15 protein-coding genes are annotated in these 18,293 nt (G+C 63.8%); 3 read left to right on the plus strand and 12 right to left on the minus strand.

The annotated features are described in order from the left end of the window. Positions 1 to 4: 4 nt before the first annotated feature. On the minus strand, positions 5 to 718 hold the full coding sequence (locus GRI55_RS11745) for a polysaccharide biosynthesis/export family protein (RefSeq protein ID WP_237452503.1): 714 nt from the start codon (positions 716 to 718) through the stop codon (positions 5 to 7). Positions 719 to 829: 111 nt separating this feature from the next. After that, entirely contained in the window at positions 830 to 1,153 is a 324-nt protein-coding gene (locus tag GRI55_RS11750; protein WP_237452504.1) for a hypothetical protein, read from the minus strand. Positions 1,154 to 1,492: 339 nt separating this feature from the next. On the opposite strand from GRI55_RS11750, the gene GRI55_RS11755 reads away from it, so the two are divergent. Next, complete coding sequence (locus tag GRI55_RS11755; RefSeq protein WP_160767277.1) at positions 1,493 to 1,741, plus strand: hypothetical protein; 249 nt, start codon at positions 1,493 to 1,495, stop codon at positions 1,739 to 1,741. A gap of 339 nt (positions 1,742 to 2,080) precedes the next feature. Here the strand turns inward: GRI55_RS11755 and GRI55_RS11760 are convergent, their stop codons facing one another. The 10 genes from GRI55_RS11760 to GRI55_RS11805 all read right to left on the minus strand — a co-directional run bounded on the left by GRI55_RS11760 (position 2,081) and on the right by GRI55_RS11805 (position 13,501). Then, positions 2,081 to 5,005: a TonB-dependent receptor gene (locus GRI55_RS11760; protein WP_160767278.1), complete on the minus strand. Its 2,925-nt coding sequence runs from the start codon at positions 5,003 to 5,005 to the stop codon at positions 2,081 to 2,083. A 201-nt stretch (positions 5,006 to 5,206) separates the two neighbouring features. Continuing rightward, positions 5,207 to 6,232: a P-type DNA transfer ATPase VirB11 gene (gene virB11 / locus GRI55_RS11765; protein ID WP_160767279.1), complete on the minus strand. Its 1,026-nt coding sequence runs from the start codon at positions 6,230 to 6,232 to the stop codon at positions 5,207 to 5,209. A 15-nt stretch (positions 6,233 to 6,247) separates the two neighbouring features. Then, a complete protein-coding gene (locus GRI55_RS11770) occupies positions 6,248 to 7,381 on the minus strand; it encodes a TrbI/VirB10 family protein (RefSeq protein ID WP_237452505.1) in 1,134 nt (377 codons plus the stop codon). A 3-nt stretch (positions 7,382 to 7,384) separates the two neighbouring features. Continuing rightward, positions 7,385 to 8,143: a TrbG/VirB9 family P-type conjugative transfer protein gene (locus GRI55_RS11775; RefSeq protein WP_160767280.1), complete on the minus strand. Its 759-nt coding sequence runs from the start codon at positions 8,141 to 8,143 to the stop codon at positions 7,385 to 7,387. Then, on the minus strand, positions 8,140 to 9,309 hold the full coding sequence (locus tag GRI55_RS11780; protein WP_307019041.1) for a TrbL/VirB6 family protein: 1,170 nt from the start codon (positions 9,307 to 9,309) through the stop codon (positions 8,140 to 8,142). The genes GRI55_RS11775 and GRI55_RS11780 overlap by 4 nt, the downstream gene beginning before the upstream one ends. Before the next feature lie 2 nt (positions 9,310 to 9,311). Continuing rightward, entirely contained in the window at positions 9,312 to 11,765 is a 2,454-nt protein-coding gene (locus GRI55_RS11785) for a VirB4 family type IV secretion/conjugal transfer ATPase (protein WP_160767282.1), read from the minus strand. Continuing rightward, positions 11,755 to 12,039 carry a VirB3 family type IV secretion system protein gene (locus tag GRI55_RS11790; RefSeq protein WP_050600125.1) on the minus strand — a complete coding sequence of 95 codons (285 nt, stop codon included), beginning with the start codon at positions 12,037 to 12,039 and terminating at the stop codon, positions 11,755 to 11,757. Before GRI55_RS11790 ends, GRI55_RS11785 begins: the two co-directional genes overlap by 11 nt. A gap of 1 nt (position 12,040) precedes the next feature. After that, entirely contained in the window at positions 12,041 to 12,340 is a 300-nt protein-coding gene (locus GRI55_RS11795) for a TrbC/VirB2 family protein (RefSeq protein WP_156488709.1), read from the minus strand. Between the two features lie 4 nt (positions 12,341 to 12,344). Beyond that, positions 12,345 to 12,971: a lytic transglycosylase domain-containing protein gene (locus GRI55_RS11800; protein WP_063507087.1), complete on the minus strand. Its 627-nt coding sequence runs from the start codon at positions 12,969 to 12,971 to the stop codon at positions 12,345 to 12,347. A gap of 146 nt (positions 12,972 to 13,117) precedes the next feature. Continuing rightward, the gene (locus GRI55_RS11805) at positions 13,118 to 13,501 is read right to left on the minus strand and encodes a hypothetical protein (RefSeq protein ID WP_160767283.1); all 384 of its coding nucleotides are present in this window, start codon (positions 13,499 to 13,501) and stop codon (positions 13,118 to 13,120) included. Positions 13,502 to 13,765: 264 nt separating this feature from the next. On the opposite strand from GRI55_RS11805, the gene GRI55_RS11810 reads away from it, so the two are divergent. Together GRI55_RS11810 and GRI55_RS11815 are read left to right on the plus strand one after the other, a co-directional pair. Beyond that, complete coding sequence (locus tag GRI55_RS11810) at positions 13,766 to 15,334, plus strand: hypothetical protein (RefSeq protein WP_063507086.1); 1,569 nt, start codon at positions 13,766 to 13,768, stop codon at positions 15,332 to 15,334. A gap of 124 nt (positions 15,335 to 15,458) precedes the next feature. Continuing rightward, complete coding sequence (locus GRI55_RS11815) at positions 15,459 to 18,209, plus strand: TonB-dependent receptor domain-containing protein (protein ID WP_160767284.1); 2,751 nt, start codon at positions 15,459 to 15,461, stop codon at positions 18,207 to 18,209. The last annotated feature ends 84 nt before the right edge of the window (positions 18,210 to 18,293 follow it).

Consider the following 18,293-nt stretch of genomic DNA (forward strand, 5'->3'; position numbering starts at 1 on the left):
CAACCTATCTCCGCAAGACAGCAACTATGGGCGCAACAAGCAATGGCGCCACGCTGATGAAATCGCGGAATAGACGTCGCTGAGGGCTGTCGCCAACTACCACAAGATCGTTAGCGTAGATCGGTGGATCATCGTAGAGGCCACGGCGGATCGCTTCGATATTATAAAGGCCTGCGATGCGCTGACCTTGCACCGTGCGCAGGACGACGACATCATCCTCGTCTGCGAATTCGGCAAGGCCGCGAGCAGACGCCACCGCGCGCAACAAGGTCATCTGGTTGGTCACGGGATAGAGCCCTGGCTCGACCACTTGACCATCAATGGTAACGACCTGACTAACCGAACTGACAATGTTCACCGTGACGTTCGGATTGCGCACGTACCGACCTGACAATTGTTCCTCGATATCGAGAGCCAACTCTGCGGCGGTTTTCCCGCCCGCATCTATAGCGCCGATCAGCGGCATCGCGATACGGCCGCCCGCATCGACCTGCATTTCCCGGCTAAGCTCAGGAACACCGTAAACGCTGACGGATATGGTATCCAGCGGCCCGACCAGCGCCAAGCGGTCCTCAGCAATAAGATCACCGCGATTTGGGGTCGGCATCTCCGTCCGACCTTCGAAGACGGTTAGCTCTGGTGTAGAATGTATCGGCGCTTGGCCTGCGCACCCAACGAGCGCAAGCGCAGCCGCAGACAGGGCGAAATAATGACGCATAGGACAGAGGTTCCGTAGAATGTTTCTTGGTGGGCTATAGATGGTGGGAATCGCACCGTAAAGACGTGTGAGACACCCGGGAGGCCAAGCCACCTATAAACGCTGCTTAGCCTAGTGATTTGCCAGAGAGAATAGCGGGATCACTACCGTTCTTTCACAGATCCAACGCGCCAGAAAACCGTGGATTTCTGACTGGTTGATCCGCTTCAGTTTGCTATGTTGGAAGCCAATGTTGCGCTTGCGGCGCGCGTTGTAACCCCTTCGCAAATTTCTACGGTGTCCGAGATGCGCCGCTTGAATCACGGCAACACCACCCTCTGCAGTCGATGACGAGGCCCCGGGCTTTACCTCTTTGCCGCTCGAGCACAGCAACAGTTGGGATGTCTCGAGAAATTGCCGGAAGACCGAATCAGCCATGACAGTGAGCAGATCCATTTGATGATACAGGCGATGGCGCTATCTCAAACCGGACAAACCCGATTGGTCATCCGCCGCTTCCCCGCCGCCTTACCATATTGCGTACCGCTAGAAAGGACCATGCACTACTAACTCATTCGATAATTCTGACCAAGATGGTCGCATCCACGGGTCTTGCGCTTGACGCTCGGTATCTTGAGATCGCAAGAACTCTTACTAAGAAAGCGCGAGAGCAGCAGCGCGCGAGTCGAAAGGCTAGCCAGCTCTAGCTACGGCTGCAGTTGCCGTGAGAGCGTCGGCCCACTGTATATTTCGGCATTGAAGGCGGACTAGGCTACTTGCGGCATTACCGGCATCGTGGACAAGGATTTGTTGCGGATCAGCTGGGTCGATAGCTGTAGGGGGATAAAATGCCGCGTCCACGATGGTGCCGGGCTGTGCACGATCGATCCGGGTGATCTCATGCATCGCCGGGCTCAGGACAAGCATGTTTATCTGATCGTCGAACTCGCCCAGCGATCCGCTCCGGCGACATTGGTACCGCGCACACCCGGTGGGCCCCACGGCGCGCTGACCGAGGACAACACCTCTCCTCATGCGACCTAGCATGGCGCGCTGGACCACAGCAGCATCATCAAGAACTTCAGCGAGTTGCGCGAGGAGTTGCACGCGGCAGATAGCCTTTTCATGAGCTAGACCGAGTTCGAGATAGTCGCGTATCTGATCTCGCGCGGGGTTGAGAGCGGGGCGAGCCCCGAAGAACGATCAAGACGGTACTGCTGCGGTTGCGCGGCAATCCGCTGGAAGGGGTTGAAATCTTGATACCAAGAAAGCGCTGGTCGAGTGAGAGGTGACCACCTCTGACGTTTCAGCAACTGTAGTCGGTACGAAAAAGGGGCGACCCGCAGGCCGCCCCTTCCCTCTCCCCCCGCTCTTGCGGGTAGCTTAGAACTTCGCCCCGATCGCGATGCCGTAACGCCGCGGATCAAGCGTGAAGATGTTTGTGAAATTGCCCGACGAAGCGTCGGTGACATAAAGGCCCGTTACCGAGTCGCTGTCAAAGATGTTCTGCACGAAACCGCGTACGAACCAGCGGTTGTCGTTCCCGTTCAGCGTGATCGAGGCGTTCGCCTGGACGAACGGTTCGATCCGGTTGACGTTGCCGTTGAACACATTGCCGTATTGTTCGCCCGTATAGGCCAGATCGAACCGCGGGACGAGCGACATGCCATTGTCGAAATCGGCAGTGTACTGCACGCCCACCGAAGCCTTGTATTCAGGCGCCTGAGGCAGGCGATTGCCCCTCAGATTGACCTCCACGCCCGGGCTCAGCACGTCGATCGGACCCAGAGCTGCGAAAGCCGGGTTGGCGGTCTGCGCGTCGAGCACGCTGCAGATGCTGAACGCACCGGTCGAGGCAATCCCCCCGTCGGCGGGAAAGGCGGCCGGGCCCTGCAGTCCCAGTCCGGCGTTCACCGCCCCGACGAAAGCGTTGGCCCCCGCGCCGGTCACCGCGCACAGCGAGCCGTTCGACAAGTCCTTGATGATCACGGCGTCGGGATCGCCGCCGCCCGGATCGCGCGGATTGCTGAAGAACTGGTCGCCTGCCACCTTCGCATTGAGGTAGCTGACATTCATGTTGACCATCCAGTTGTAGCTGGGCCGCAGGATGGTCTCGAGCTCGACGCCCCAGATATTGGCATCGATCGTGTCGTTGACCGAAGTCCGAGCGACGATGCGGCTAAGCTGCAAGCCCTTGTACTTGTAGTAGAACCCCGTGAGGTTCACCTGAGCCGCACCGTTCAGGAAACTGTTCTTCGAACCGATTTCGAAAGCGTCGATCTTCTCCGAATCGAAGCTTTCCGAAACTGCGAAGACCGGTGACAGCGGCGGGTTGATCCCGCCCGACTTGTAGCCGCGCGAATAGGAGAAATAGAGATTGTTGTCGGGCGAGATCGCGAAGTCGAGGACCGCGCGCCCGGTAATCGCGTCGAAACTGACTTCGCGTTGCTGCAACAACTGGTTCCCCGGTGTCCCGGCGTCCGCATCGAAGCTTCCGACGAATGGCGACGTGAACGGTTCGCCATTGCCGAAGGGATTGAGGAAGCTTGCGTAGGTCGTCCGCGCGGCAACGCTCTTGCTGTCGTCATTGTAGCGGATGCCGCCCGTGAACTGGAGCCGGTCGGTGATGTCGACATAGACTTCGCCGAAGATGCCGAAGCTTTCCAGTTTGAAGTCGGTCGTGTTGTTCCGGTACATCGACGTCGCGAGGTAGGATGGCGGTGCCCCTGCCCCGAATGCCGCGAATGTCCCGAGGATCGCGCTGGCGTAGTCCAGCCCGAAGTTGTTGACGTAATAGCTGTTCTCGCCGACTTCGGATTCGGCGTAGATACCGCCCAGCAGGAAGTTGAACGGTCCGTCGAAATCGCTGGAAAGAATTGCCTCGCCCGACCACGAGGTCTGCTCCTGGCTCGACCGGTCGAAGGCCAGCGGAACATCGGCGCAGATCGAATTGCCCTCGAACGCCCCCAGATTGCCCGCATCGTTATCCGATGTGCACAGCACGCCGTTGGGCCCGTTCGGGATCAGCGCGTTTGCGATCGGCGCGAAATAGGCGTTCGACCCCGGAACGAAGGGCTGGGCCGGTACGCCCGTGGGAATTCCGTTCGCTGCGAAGAAAGCCAGCGTGTTCAGGGCGCCGGCATAACCGCTGCGATCGAGGATACCGAGGTTGTAGTCCTGGCGGGAATCAACCGAGGTTTCCTGATATATTCCCGTAAGCGACAGGTTCATGGGCCCGATCCGCTGATCGAGATGGGCCTGCAACTGCAATTCGTCGGCGAAGTATTCGGGCGTGAACGCGGTGTTGACCGTGCGCACATCGTTGGGCTCGTCGAAATTGGCGTATCCGTCGGGTCCGTAGACGCTGCCCAGGGCCAGCGCCTCGGGGATGCCCTGGATGCGGAACAGTTCTACCGAAGACAGGACCGAACCCAGCGTCGAATTGGCATTGGTGCTGTCGAAATCGCGGCGGTTGTTAAGGCAGCCCAGCACACCGGTAGGGTCGCGCTGGCAGGCCTGCTTCTGGATCCGCAACCGGTCGTCGTTCTCGCGGAAGTAGAACGCCATAAGGTCGAGCGTGGTGTCGGCGGTGGGCTCGAAGCGCAACGATCCGCGCACTGCATACATGTCGCGTCCGTCGATATCGGAGTTGTCGTAGAGGTTGTCGGTGAACCCGTCGCGATTGAGATAGAACCCGGCCGCGCGGAAGGCCAGCGTGTCGCCGAGCGGCACATTCACCATGCCCTTGGCCTTGATGCTGTTGTAATTGCCGTATTCGAATTCGGCAGCGGCCCCGAAAGTACCCAGTTCGGGCTTGGCGGTCACCACATTGACCACGCCCGAAGTCGCATTGCGACCGAACAGCGTGCCCTGCGGGCCGCGCAGGACTTCGACGCGCTCGAGATCGAAATATTCGGTTTCGAAGAGGCGCGTGCCGAACAGCGGCGAACCGTTGGTATGGATCGCAGTCGCGCTATCGCAAGTCACGCCCACGCAAAGGTCGCCGATCCCGCGGATCGTGAAACTCGCACTGGTGAAGTTCGACTTGGTGAAGGAGACATTGGGCAGCGTAAGCTGGAGATCGCTGGCGTTTTCGATCTGCTGCGCCTCGAGCGCCTCGCTGTCGAACGCGCTGACTGCAATCGGCACTTCCTGCAGCGACTGGTTCTGACGCTGCGCGGTAACGATGATCACGTTGTTATCGAACCGCGGATCATCGAAGCCATCCTCGGCAGCGTCCTGCGCAAATGCAGGGAACGAAATAGCGCTCGCGCAGATACCCGCGAGCAGGGAAGCCCTTACCCTCATTAACCCTCTCCTCTCCATGTGCCGTCTTTGCGGCTTATGGCGTATTGCTAACACACATTCGTATGCACGCAAGCACGAGCGCATGATTGTTGCGCAAAAGGACGGCGAATTTTGGCGAGTGTTGTTTTAGAGACGCTAGCCGAGCGATCATTGACGCTACGGCACTCGACGCTGCGCAGGGTGTGTACAAAAATACCGCTGTCAGACGAGAGTATGGCTTTCGGCCAGTTCGATAATGCCGCGCCTGCCCGATTCATCGCGTCCAAGCTGCACGAACACGTCGATCACGCTGGCCGCATAGGCGATGGTATCGCTCCGTGTCAGCCCGATTCCCGTCTGCATGACCATCAGGGACAATTGCTCGAGCGCGCCCCGCAGCGAGTTGGCGTGGACGGTGGAGAAGCTGCCCGGATGGCCGGTGTTGATCGCGCGCAGGAAGCTGACGCTTTCCGCACCGCGCAGTTCGCCCAGCACGATGCGGTCGGGGCGCAGGCGCAGCGCGGCCTGCAGCAATTCGTTGGCGGTGACCTTGGCTTCGCCCAGTTCGCCCTTGACCGCGACCAGCCCGACGCCGTTTTCGCCGGGCAACCTGAGCTCGGGCGTATCCTCGACCAGCACGACGCGTTCGTGACGCGGGATTTCGCCGAGCATGGCGTTGAGGAACGTCGTCTTGCCGGTGCTTGTCCCACCCGAGACGAGGATGGTGCGCCGCTGGCGGATCGCCTCGCGCAGAAAGGCGATCGGCTGAGCCTGCGCATCGGGCATGGCGCCCCGCCCCTGCGGCCTTAGCGGACCGGTGTCATAGGCATCGAGCGGCAGGTCGAGCCGCCGATGGCGGCGGATCGCCATGGCCCAGTGCTTGCGCGCCGCGGGCGGACCACAGAACTGGACGCGCGCGCCGCCGGGCAGCGTCGCACCGAGCAGCGGATGTTCGCGGTTGATCCCCTGGTGGCTGACCCGCGCGACCTGTTCGGCCAAGCGCTGGATCAGCCGGTCGTCGATATCGGGCCGCACCACCTTGTGCATACCGCCCCGCGCCGCATCCTCGACCCAGACCTCGCCCGGCCTGTTGACCAGGATCTCGGTCACCGTGTCGCATTCGAGCCACTCGCGGAATGGCGCGAGATAGGCGTCGAGATAGACGCTGCGTTCGCCGTGCAGATCGACCGGCGGGGCATCCACTTCAGGCTGTCCGTCGGGTTGGAAAGGGTGGATGTCGGCGCTCACGGCAGGGCTTCCGGATCAGCTGACCGAAGAGAAATCGAGATCGCGCGCGGTAAAGATGCGGATCGGTTCGCCCTGTCGCACCCGCACGGTCGGCCCGCGCTGGCCGTCCTGCTGGGCTGCAGTGGCCGCGGCCGAGGAACTGGCCCCGCCGATCAGCACGCCTGCCGCACCGCCGGTGGCGAGCGAGCCGACGCCGCCGACGACCGACAGCAGCAGGGCCGAACCGAACCGCCTGAAGAAACCGTCACCCGAAACCTTGCCCGCAAGACCCGTGGTCCCGTCGAAACCGATCGCGGGCGAAGCCAGATTGACCGAGGCTCCGTCGGGACGGATCAGCCGGGTCCAGATGACGTAGGCGCGCTTCTGGCCGTTCTGCAGGCCCGACTGGTACTGACCGATCAAACGGCTCGAGCGCGGGACGAGTACCTTGGTCCCGTCGAAACTGCGCACGTCCTGGCTTACCACGGCGCGGACATAGCCCGGGACATTGGTGTCGATCGCCGTTTCGAGGATCGCCGGGATCAGCGTGCCCTGCGTCACCGTGGTAGTGGGATTGCCCATCGCCTTGGCCTGCGCCGGCGCCCCGCCCACACCGCCGATCCGGCTGGCGAAATCGCTGGCGCCGTTGCCGGAAGTTCCGTTTCCGGCCGCTTCGCCGGCCCCGCTTGCCTCTCCCAGTGCCAGAGTAGCGGGGGCGTTGCCGGCATCGAACACCACGGTGGGGCTGGCATAGGGATTGGCGGCAAGTCCCGGCTGCGGCTGCGCCGACAGCACGGGCTGCGGTGCGGGATCGGGCCGGGCAATGGGCGCGGCGGCAACCTGCGGCGCGATCGGCGCCGGGGCCGCTTGCGGCGGCACCGTGGATGCGGCTTCGACCGGCGCCTGCTGGCCGCCGCCTATCCCCTCGCTCGGCGCGATGCGCGCGGAATTCATGCTCCACATGGTCACAAGGCCGAGACCCGCGACGATCGCGATCCCCGCCACCAGGCCAAGCGCATCGGACTTGCCCGCCGGACGTGCGACCACGGGAAAGGCGTTGCGCTGGGCAAGGTCGATGACCTCGGCATCGCTGCCCTCGCGCGGATCGATATCGTTGGCGGCCCCGCTATCGCCGGGCTTCTGTTCGGGCAGGCGCATGGCAAGGCGCATGGGTTACTTCCTTCTCGCGGCGAAAGCGGGGCTGGCACCCGCGCTGTTCGCGGGCCGCTGGGGGCCGGTGTTGACCAGTTCGGCGCTGTCTTCGCCCGAACGCAGAACGATGCTGCGCGGCACACCGTCGACCACGATCGTATCGCCCCGCACCGTGAAATTGACCGGCCCCTCGACGCCTTCGCTATTGGTCACCAGGATTGCGGGGACCTCTCTGCCGCCCGGCCAAGTCAGGAAAGTGGCAGTCCCGTCGTCATAGGTGTTCTCGGGCAGCAGTTCGGGATCGCCGGATGCATTCCACGCGAAATTGAGATCCGCCGGATCGACCACGGCATAGGGATCGCCCGCGGCCTGCCGCTCCACCGCGTTGGGCGCTCCGGCCACCTCCACCAGCTCTTCCGGATAGGCGAAGCGCATCAGATAGAGCGGCTTGGCCGACGGGCTGGCGACGAGGTCGAACAGATAGGTCCGCTTGCTGGTGACGACCGTCAGATTGGTCGCGGCGCGCGGCTCGAGCGGTTTGACGAACAAGATATTCGCGCGTTTGTTGGGCGTCACCTGCCAGGTCGCGCTGTCGCCGATGGCGACATTCTCGATCACCTCGTCGTCGCCAAACATGATGCTCGCCTGGACTGCGATGCGGCCATCGATACGCACCACCTTGGCTTCGTCGTACAGCACTTCGACGAGGCGAGCATCCTGCGCGGCGGCTGGGCTGGCCATCAGCGCGAGGGCGAACGCGGGAATAAGCGCGCGGATCATGCGGTTTTCTCCATGGATCGATCAAGGGCCTTCGGCGCGGCGGACTTGAACCGGCTTCCGATGCCGGAACCGCGCGCACGGGCGGAACTGATGGGGGATGACGGGGCAGGGCCGGAAGAGGTCGCATAGACCTTCACCGTGCGCGAACCGCCGCTTCCGCCAGAGCCGCCACTGTCATTCGCGGCATAGGCGGCAGGGATCGCGGAAACATCGATCCGGCGGGCCTGCGAACTCGCTTGGCTGGCGGCCTGCGCCTGCGCGAGAGCAGCCGCAGGCGCGGCCTGCTGCGGCGCTGCGGCGGTCGAGGACTGTTCCTCGCGCTCGCTCGCGAGGCCGAACACGCTCCAGCCAGCCACCATCGCGCCCGCTACCTTGAGCACGATTGCCATCAGCGCGACATGCACCGCGCCGATCATGAAGAAGGCCATTCCGGCCTGCGGATCGACCTGCCCGGGGGTGGCGGTCAGCGCACCGAGGATCGGCACGGCGAGTTCGAGCATCACGCTGCCACCCAGCACCGCGAACAGCGGTGCAAGCGCGCACAACGTCAGGCCCTTGACCCACCCGGTGAACAGGCCCCGCGTGCCGTTGAACAGCGCCATGACCACGAACAGCGGACCCAGCGCGACCAGCACGCCCAGGGCGATCTTGGTGGTTACCAGCAGCCCCACGGTTCCGAGCATGAACAGCAGCGCGCCGAACCACATCATCCCGGCAGGCGAAAAGGTCGAGATATCCTGCGCGCCCGCGCTGGCTTCCTGCACCGCGAGGAACACGATATCGATCTTCTGCGCGAAGAGATCGGTGGCAGAGCCCCGTGTCCCGCTGAGAACCCCGGCAAGGTAATCGGGAGTGGCAACCGCGAGGTTCCACACCACGCTCTGATAGGCGAGCCAGCTGGTGGCGAAGGTCAGCACCAGCCCCAGCGTCATCATGCGCGGGACGAGGCTGCGCACGCCGATATTGGTGCGTCCGGTCAGCAGCGCGAACGCGAAAAGCACGATGAACAGCGTCAGGACGAGCGTGAGCACCGTGCCGAGTGATCCCCCGGGAGCGAACAGCCGGCCGAAGGCCGCCGCGCTGGCTTCACCCGCGATGCAGTCGACCCCGCGCAGCGCCGCGGCGACGCCATTGCCGACCTGATCGGCGGCTTGCTGGCAGTTCACGCTCACTCGGCCGCGAGGCGCAGGGCCTCGACCCCGGCCTCCCCTTCATCATTGGCGCCGCCCGGCCACCGGGTTCCGGTCAAGGCGGGGAACCACTCGCTCGGCGCGTCGCCCAGCGCTTCGCGCAACAGGTCGAGCCGGCGGACAGAGCTTTCCCGTCCCGACAGCAGCGTCAGCACTTCGGGCGCGCCCGACAGGTCGAGCCGCACCACCACGCTGGCATCGGGCTGTCGCACTAGGAAGCAGCGGCTGTGCGCAGGCAGCGTGCGGATCAAGGCGAGTTCGTGCTCGGTAAGTCCGAAACCATCGCAATAGTCTTCGGGCCGCGCGCGGCTGTTGGGCATGAACACCATGGTGGCGGTCTGTTCGACCAGCGCCGTCGAAATGCGGCTTTCAAGCGCATCGCGCGCGGATTGCGTAGCGAAACCGACCAGCGCGTTGCGTTTGCGCAAGGTCTTGAGCCAGTCCCGAATGCGCGCAGCGAAGACTTCGTCGTCGAGCGCCTTCCAGCCCTCGTCGATCAGGATCATGGTCGGCTTGCCGTCGAGCCGTTCCTCGATCCGGTGGAAGAGATACATCATGGTCGGCGTCCGCAGCCGCGGGTTTTCCAGCAGCGCGGTCATGTCGAAACCGAGGACGCGCGCGCCAAGATCGAGCCGGTCCTCGGAATTGTCGAACAGCCAGGCATGTTCGCCCCCTGGCCCCTCACCCGCGCCGATCCATGCGCCGAGCCGGTCGGCCAGATCGCCCGGTTGCGGACGCCGCGTGCCCGATAGCAGTTCCCTGAAATGCCGCAGGCGGCGCAGCGAAGCATCGTTGGCATAGGCGGCATCGACCGCCGCCGCGATGGTCTGCTCTTCTTCGGGACCATCGGCCTTGAGCAGCACGCCCAGCCAGTCACGCAGGAAGGCCCGGTTGCCGGGCGTGTCGGGCAGCGCCAGCGGATTGAACCCCGTCGGTTCGCCCGAGCGGATGCTGTCGTAGCGTCCGCCAATGCCGCGCACGAACAGTTCCGCGCCACGATCCTTGTCGAACAGGATCGTGCGCGGGCTGAATTTCTGCGCCTGTGCGGCGAGGAAGTTCATTACCACCGTCTTGCCCGAACCCGAAGGTCCGATGACCGAGAAATTGCCCAGGTCGCCATGGTGGAAATTGAAGAAGAACGGTGTCGCGCTGGTGGTTTCGAGCAGCGTCACTGCCTCGCCCCAGTGATTGCCCTGGGCTTGCCCCAGCGCGAAGCCGTGCAAGCTCCCGAAACTCGCCATGTTCGCGCTCGAGATCAGCGCGCGCCTTACGAGATAGGCCTCGTTGCCCGGGAACTGTCCCCAGAAGGCGGGTTCGAGATTGGTATCCTCGCGTACTGCGATCGCGCCGGTATCCGCCAGCGCGGCAGCGCAGGCGGCCATGGCGTCATCGAGCTGGCCGAGCTGCCGCTCGCGGACCATGACGGTCAGGTGATGGTCGCCAAAGCCGACCGCGCCATTGCCCAGCGCATCGCGCGCCGCCAGCATGTCCGCGCGTTCGGCAGCGGCTTCCTCGTCAGCCGATTTGAGCCGGCGGATTGCGAGGTCCATCCGCTCGCGCGCGGTCTGTCGCTCGGTCGGGGCATAGCTTTCGCTGACCACCATTTCGAAGGGCAGCCGCAGCAGGCTGTCGAGCAGGCCCGGAGAAGTCGCTTCGGGATAGTCCTTCATCCCGAGCATTGCCGCGAATTCGGGTGCACCCGAGCCGCGCGTTTCGATTGCATCGAGCCCGAAACTCACGCGGCGATAGGGCAGCATATGGCCGATATCGACATCGTCGGCTGGCTTGCGCACCGGGCGCATTTCGCCATTGTAAAGCGCGCTCAGCAGTTCGAGCATTTCCGAATTGGTGCTGCCCTGCGGGCCCGTGTATTCGCCCAGCGGGGTCGCCCCATATGCGCTCAGCGCTGCGACGAGACCCTGCGAAGCCGCGCGCAGCGAGCGCAGGTCCTTGGGATCGGGTTCGAGCCGGTCGCCGTCCTGCCGGCGGAATTTCCTGCCGACCCGTTCGACCAGGCCCGCTTTGCCCCGCGCGGGACGACGGATCAGCGTGATGAACTGGTCGTTGACGAACAGCTGGCCCGAACCCAGCCGGTCGCGCCAGCATGCATCGATATGCCGGCTGATCGGATCGGGAAATTCGGCTTCGAGATCGACCGATACGCGGCGGCGGATAACGTGGTGGTACAGCACGAACCGCGCATCGAGTGTCGAGCGCAGAACCACTTCGCGCGTGGCCGCATGCGCGTTGAGCGCTTCGCTGTCCTCGGTTTCGAACAGCAGCCCGGGAACCTGGATCGCGGTCATGACAGAACCGTCGCGCAGCAGCAGCGTGCTTTCGTCGATCAGCCGGAGATAGGGCAGCCGGTCGCCGGCCCGCGCTTCCTTCGCGCTCCAGGCGGCAGCGCCCATCCATTTGGTCTTATGCGGCATAGGAATTGCACCCCCAGCGCTGGTAATTCTTCACCCGCGGGCATTTCGATACCTTGGTGATCCACAGGTCGAAGATGCGCGGCTCGCGCAGGCAGGCGAAATATCCGATCCCGTGCATGACAGCGAAGACCAGCAGTGCCAGCCAGCTGCCGGTGATCAGAAAGGCCTCGGTCGTCACCATCCCGTTGATGATGAAATAGTTATATGTCACTCCCGCGAACATCTGCGGCCGCGTGAGTGCACGATGCACGGGATGGCGCACGAGCGTGGTCATCTCACGCGGCCACGCCCTGGATGCCGGCCACGATGGATGCCGCGCCGAACAGGATGAACACGCCGATGATCACGGTCGCCCCGAAACGCCAGTTGAGGCGGCCGGTCAGCATCATGAAGCCGACTGCGGCAACCGCCATAACTGCCACCGCCGTTGCGACATTGCCAAGCAGCGTGCCCTGAAGCCAGCCGAGCGCGGCGACGATTGGCCCCGAACCCGCGGGATCGGCAGCCTGCGCGAAAGCAGCGCTGGGCGTCAGGAAGGCGGCCAGAACTGCCGGAAGGGTGAACTTGCGACTCAATTGATTACTCCCGTGAATGATCGGACAGGCGGCCCATGATGGCCGCCACGTAAAGCTGCGTTTCGCGGATGCGCGGGACACCGCCGGCGCGGATCACCCGCCCGGGCCCGGCATTGTAAGCGGCAAGCGCCTTCTCGAGATCGCCGTCGAACCGGTCGAGCTGTTCGCGCAGGTAACGCGCGCCGCCTTCGAGATTGGCGAAGGGATCGTCGGGGTCGACGCCCAGATCGCGCGCCGTGCCGGGCATGAGCTGTGCCAGTCCGCGCGCGCCCACGGGCGATACTGCATTCGCGCGCCAGCGGCTTTCCTGCCACACCAGCGCCTCGATCAAGGTCGGGCTGAGATCGAAGCGTCCGGCGAGTTCGGCGACCTTGGCCTGGTAGTCCTGGGGCACCAGCCTCGCGTGGCGGACCGGGTCCGCCACGGCGATGTCGGGCACGACGATGTCGCCCGGGACCTCGGCCGTGCCAAAGGTCATCGATTCATCTGGCGCAGCCGGTTGCGCGCGGCCTGCGCCGGTTACCCAGCGCGCACCGTCCGCATCAATCTCCAAGACATCCGCCCTTGCATCAAGGGCGGGAAGCGCGGCGCAGGACAATCCGATTGCCAAGGCCCAGCGTGCGAGAATCATTGCACCCTCCGTCCCACCGCGTCTGGGCACGTTTCATGACAAGAACGTGACGAAGCGGCGAATGAGTGAGGGCTGGATCCGGTGACCGCATGAAAAAGCCCGCCTCCCTGTGGAAGGCGGGCCCTGCGGCTCGGCCGTTGCGAAGATCAGCGGAGCGATAGCGCGTAATAGCGTGCGAATTCGCCCTGCTCGAGCATGGCCAGCGCCTTGCGGGCAAGCCGGCGGGAATCGACCCATTCGCCAGTCGCAGTCTCGAGCTCGACGCTCCTGCGCATGTTCGCAGCGCTAGCGAATTCGGTGCGGGCCGCATCGTAATTGCCCATCCGCGCGAGCGCGATACCGTGGTTGATCAGGCGTGCTGGATCGTTCGCGGCCAGTTCGTCGCAATTCTCGATGGCCTGCCGCGCTGCGGCATTGTCGTTGGCCACCAGTTCTTCATAGCCGACGTCGAACGCGGTGTCCGGGGCCTGCGCGGTGGCAACAGGGCCCTGCGCGAGAAGGACGAGGGCAACGCTGGTAATGATCGCCATGACAGCTCTCCTTTTATGTTGTGAGTGCATGTTTGAACCCCGGCCCTGCCGACTGCAACAAATCTGTAACTTTGTCATAAAAGCGTAATCCGACCCCACGGAAACGGTTTTCCGCCATTTCGGCCAAGCCGCCCGGGATGATCCGAGGTTCTGCAACACAACGGTCATCTTTCGACAAAAACTGTCACGAACGATCCCTAGCGGGGGATTCGCGATCCGAGATTTCGCATCCGATTCATCCGGTTTTTGAGGGGACCGTTACCCGTGACCAATTTCCATCGTTCGCTCGTCCTTGGCTGCTCTGCACTGGCTCTTGCCAGCTGCGGCGCCGACGAAATCGTCTCGCCGGGTACCGGCGGTGACGTGATCATCAACAACCCGACCCCGGCCCCGACGCCGACCCCCACGCCGACCCCGACGTCGACGCTGGTGACCCCGGCCGCGGGCTGCCCGACCATTTCCGACCCGGTCGGCCTGACCGATGGCAACACCATCACCGGCCCCACCGGCGAATACCGCGTCTGCACTCTGCCCGCGCGCTTCACCGCTTCTTCGACCCTGCCCTACATCGAAGGCCTGCTCTACCGCATCGACGGCCGCGTCGATGTCGGCACCGACGGCGGGGCTGCCGATACGGGCGCGGACACCGACGTCGAACTGACGATCGAACCGGGCGTGATCCTGTTCTCGTCGGGTTCGGGCTGGCTGAACGTCAACCGCGGCAACACGATCAATGCGAACGGGACTGCCGCGCGTCCGATCATCTTCACCAGCCGCGACAACGTGCAGGGGCTGAACACGGCCAATTCCTCGGGCCAGTGGGGCGGCGTCGTCCTGTCGGGCCGCGCTCCGGTAACCGATTGCATCGCCCCGGGCGCAACCCCGGGCACCACCGCCTGCGAACGCCAGGTCGAAGGCGCAGCGCAGCCGGCCCTGTTCGGCGGCGCGACCCCGACCGACAGCTCGGGCAGCATGAGCTACGTCCAGATCCGCTACTCGGGCTTCGTCCTGTCGGGCGACAGCGAACTGCAGGCGCTCACCACCGGCGGCACCGGTTCGGGCACGCAGCTCAGCAACATCATGAGCTACAACAGCTCGGATGACGGCGTCGAATTCTTCGGCGGCCAGTTCAACCTGCGCAACCTGATCGTGGTCGGCGCCGAAGACGACAGCCTCGACACCGACACCGGCGTCAAGGTCGACATGCAGAACGTGATTGCCATCCAGCGCCCCGGCGTCGGCGACACGATCATCGAAGCCGACTCGTCGAACGGGCTCGAAGAAGACACCCCGCGCCAGAACACGCGCATCTCGAACGCCACCTTCATCGCCAACAGCGGCACCGGCGACCAGGCGATCCGTATCCGCGGTTTCGCCGACTACACGATCGTCAATTCGGTCCTGGTCGACAATGAAGGCTCCACGCCGTGTCTGCGCATCGACAATCCCGAAACGCTGAACCGCGCTGCCAATGGCGCGATCGACGAAGCCGGCCCGGTGGTGTTCAATTCCTTCGTGCTCGATTGCTCGGTGGACTTCCGCGACAGTTCGGGCGGGGTGACCGCGGCGCAGATCGAAACACGCTTCAACGCCGGTTCGAACAACGATGCCAATTTCACCAACACGCTGTCGATGGGCTTCGTAAACGGCACCAACGAGAACGGTGTCGCCGTGTTCGATCCGACCGCGATCTCGTCGTTCTTCCAGACCCCCACCAACATCGGCGCGGTCTATCCAGGCAACGACACCTGGATCCAGGGCTGGACCTGCAATTCGGCAACGGTGACCTTCGATGCCGCGGTCTCCGACTGCAGCAGCCTCCCGGTCTACTGATCCGCATCGACGGCTGCGGGGCGCGCATTCCGTGCGTCCCGCAGCCGGTTTCGCATTTCGCATCGGCGCCTTCGCAGGGCTCCAGCACAGTTTTTAAGACCTGAATATGAGGGGGTCTCGAACCATGTCGACCGGCAAGCAGCTTTCCGCGCTGCTCCTGCTCTCCACCGCGCTCACCTTCCCTGCCGGGGCCGCATTCGCCCAGGCAGCGAGCACCGGCGCCGAAGGCGTACCCGCCGATGAAGATCCCGCCACCGACGCCATCATGGCGCAGCAGGCCGAGGGCATCGACGACACGCCGCCGGAGGAAGCGTTCGAGGAACCCGATATTTCGGTCCCCGGGGGCGCAATCGTCGTCACCGGTCGCCGCCGGCAGGACGTCACTCGCGCCTCGTCGCAGGTCGTCTCGGTGCTCGACAGCGCCAGCATTGCGCGGACGGGCGAAGGCGACATCGCCGGCGCGCTGACCCGCGTCACCGGCCTGTCGACCGTGGGCAACGGCCTCGTCTATGTCCGCGGCCTCGGCGATCGCTACTCGCTCGCGCTGCTCAACGGCCTGCCGCTGCCCTCGCCGCAACCGCTCAGCCGCGTGGTCCCGCTCGACATCTTCCCGACCAGCGTCATCGCATCGAGCCTGGTGCAGAAGACCTATTCGGCCAACTTCCCCGGCGAATTCGGCGGTGGCGTCATCAATCTGACGACCCGCGCGGTGCCCGATGAGAGCTTCGTCAAGATCAGCGCGGGCATTTCAGGCGACACCGAAACGACCTTCGGCACGGGCTACACCTATTACGGGTCCGATTACGACTGGTTCGGCTTCGACAATGGGCGCCGCGACCCCGGCCCCAACCTGCAATCCTTCCTCGACAGCGGGCAGTCGCTCAACGACCCCGGCGTGGACCAGCAGGCCATCCTGACCGAACTGGGCGATCCCAATCTGATCCTCCTGCAGAGCACCGACGAACTGCCCGTCAACTGGTCGGGCGGCATCACCGCGGGCACCAGCGTCGATGTCTTCTCCGACGGCCGGTTCGGCGTGATCGCCACTGCCTCGCTCAGCAACAAGTACCGCAATCGCTTCATCACGCGGCAGGCCGCGCTGAACGGCGATCTCGACCTCGACCAGACGGGCAACCAGTTCCAGACCGACCAGCGGATCCTCGCCAATGCCATGCTCGGTTTCGGGCTCGAAGTGGGCGAGCACCGCTTCCGCCTGACGAACCTCTACATCCGCGATTCGCTCAAGCGCGCGTCGCTGGCGCAGATTTCCGACCTCACCGACGACGATGACGATCTGTTCCAGAACACCGGCTGGTACGAACGCCAGCTGCTCGACACGCAGTTTGTCGGCGAACTCGAATTCGGCGACCTGTCGATCGACCTGCGCGGCGGTTATGCCCAGACGCAGCGCGAAGCGCCGAACGAATGGGAATTCGTCTATTCGCGCGACCTCAATCCCTCGGGCGGGTTCGACGATATCTATCTCAACCTGCAGAACGGAGGGCAGCGTGGTCGCACCACGGTGGCGTTCTCCGACCTGACCGAAGACCTCTATTACGGCGGTCTCGATGTCAGTTACCAGCTGACCAACTGGCTCGGCGTGACGGTGGGCGGCGCCTATACCGACACCGAACGCCTGTCGCGGCGCCGCGAATTCGACATTCGCACGACGGGCGATTACCCGCTGGCGTTCGGCGCGCTGCGCCCCGACAATCTGCTGGGCGATGCGCTGATCGCGCTGGGTTACGATACGGAAGCGCAGACTGCCGGCGGGATCGGGCCGTTCTCCTACACCATTATCGATACCACCGCCGCCGATCCGGCGTTTTCCGCCGGGCTCGAGATCAAGGCTGGCTATGCGCAGGCGCGGATCGAACCGCTTGCCGGGGTCTCGCTCGATGCGGGTGTGCGCTACGAAGACGCGACGCAGCAAGTCGTGCCGCTCGGGCTCGACGGCCTGCCCAGCGGATCGGCCAATGCCACGCTGCTGAACAACGATTATTGGCTGCCCGCAGCCACGCTGACTTGGGAAATCGCCGACAGCCTGCAAGCGCGTTTCAATGCGTCCAAGACCATCGCGCGCCCCCAGTTCCGCGAGCTGATCCTGCAGACCTATTACGATCCGGAAAGCAACCGCCAGTTCACCGGCAACCCCGGGCTGGTCGATAGCGAGCTGACCAATTACGAAGCCCGCGTCGAATATTACTGGGGCTCGGGCAGCAAGTTCAGCCTCGCCGGGTTCTACAAGGACATCGAGAACCCGATCGAGGTGTTTTCGAGCTTCAACGACAACACCGTGGTTAGCCGCTTCGCCAATGCGCCCCAGGCTGAACTCTACGGTGCGGAAGTCGAAGTCCAGTGGAACAAGGACCTCTACACGCTGGGCGACTGGTGGGACAGCAAGCGCTTCGTCGCGATTGCCAACTACACTTACACCCAGTCCGACATCAGCGTGCAGGCGGGCGACCAGGTCAATGTCCCCGAACTGGGCGGCCTGCAGTCGGCGTCCAACTTCTTCGAGGACGGTACCGCTCTTACCGGTCAGTCGGACCATATCGCCAACGTCCAGCTGGGGCTCGAAGACCTCGACCGCGTCAGCCAGATGACCTTCCTGTTCAATTACGGCAGCAAGCGCGTGATCAGCCGCAGCACGCTGTCGCGCCCGGACATCCTCGAAAACCCCGGCCTGACTATCGATTTCGTCGCGCGGCAGGGTTTCGAACTGGCCGGGACGGACATGGAAGTGAAGTTCGAAGCGCGCAACCTGACGGGCCGCGACCATTTCGAATACCAGACCACCGGCACCACGCGGATCGAGAACAACAGCTACGACGTCGGCCGCAGCTTCAGCCTGTCGGTATCTGCCGAGTTCTGATTACACACACACAAATCTCCTTCGGAAAGGGCCGCTTTCGGGCGGCCCTTTTTCGTTGATTGGCGGCTGAAGTTGGGTGGTTAG

It is taken from the genome of Qipengyuania citrea (genome assembly GCF_009828015.1).
Lineage (GTDB): Bacteria > Pseudomonadota > Alphaproteobacteria > Sphingomonadales > Sphingomonadaceae > Qipengyuania > Qipengyuania citrea.

Excerpts from the sequence above, each read along its gene's own strand:
- GRI55_RS11745 (WP_237452503.1), bottom strand. The coding sequence starts at position 718 with ATGCGTCATTATTTCGCCCTGTCTGCGGCTGCGCTTGCGCTCGTTGGG.
- GRI55_RS11760 (WP_160767278.1), bottom strand. The coding sequence starts at position 5,005 with ATGAGGGTAAGGGCTTCCCTGCTCGCGGGTATCTGCGCGAGCGCTATT.
- GRI55_RS11750 (WP_237452504.1), bottom strand. The coding sequence starts at position 1,153 with ATGGATCTGCTCACTGTCATGGCTGATTCGGTCTTCCGGCAATTTCTC.
- GRI55_RS11785 (WP_160767282.1), bottom strand. The coding sequence starts at position 11,765 with ATGCCGCATAAGACCAAATGGATGGGCGCTGCCGCCTGGAGCGCGAAG.
- GRI55_RS11815 (WP_160767284.1), top strand. The coding sequence starts at position 15,459 with ATGTCGACCGGCAAGCAGCTTTCCGCGCTGCTCCTGCTCTCCACCGCG.
- GRI55_RS11800 (WP_063507087.1), bottom strand. The coding sequence starts at position 12,971 with ATGATTCTCGCACGCTGGGCCTTGGCAATCGGATTGTCCTGCGCCGCG.
- GRI55_RS11790 (WP_050600125.1), bottom strand. The coding sequence starts at position 12,039 with ATGACCACGCTCGTGCGCCATCCCGTGCATCGTGCACTCACGCGGCCG.
- GRI55_RS11770 (WP_237452505.1), bottom strand. The coding sequence starts at position 7,381 with ATGCGCCTTGCCATGCGCCTGCCCGAACAGAAGCCCGGCGATAGCGGG.
- GRI55_RS11805 (WP_160767283.1), bottom strand. The coding sequence starts at position 13,501 with ATGGCGATCATTACCAGCGTTGCCCTCGTCCTTCTCGCGCAGGGCCCT.
- GRI55_RS11775 (WP_160767280.1), bottom strand. The coding sequence starts at position 8,143 with ATGATCCGCGCGCTTATTCCCGCGTTCGCCCTCGCGCTGATGGCCAGC.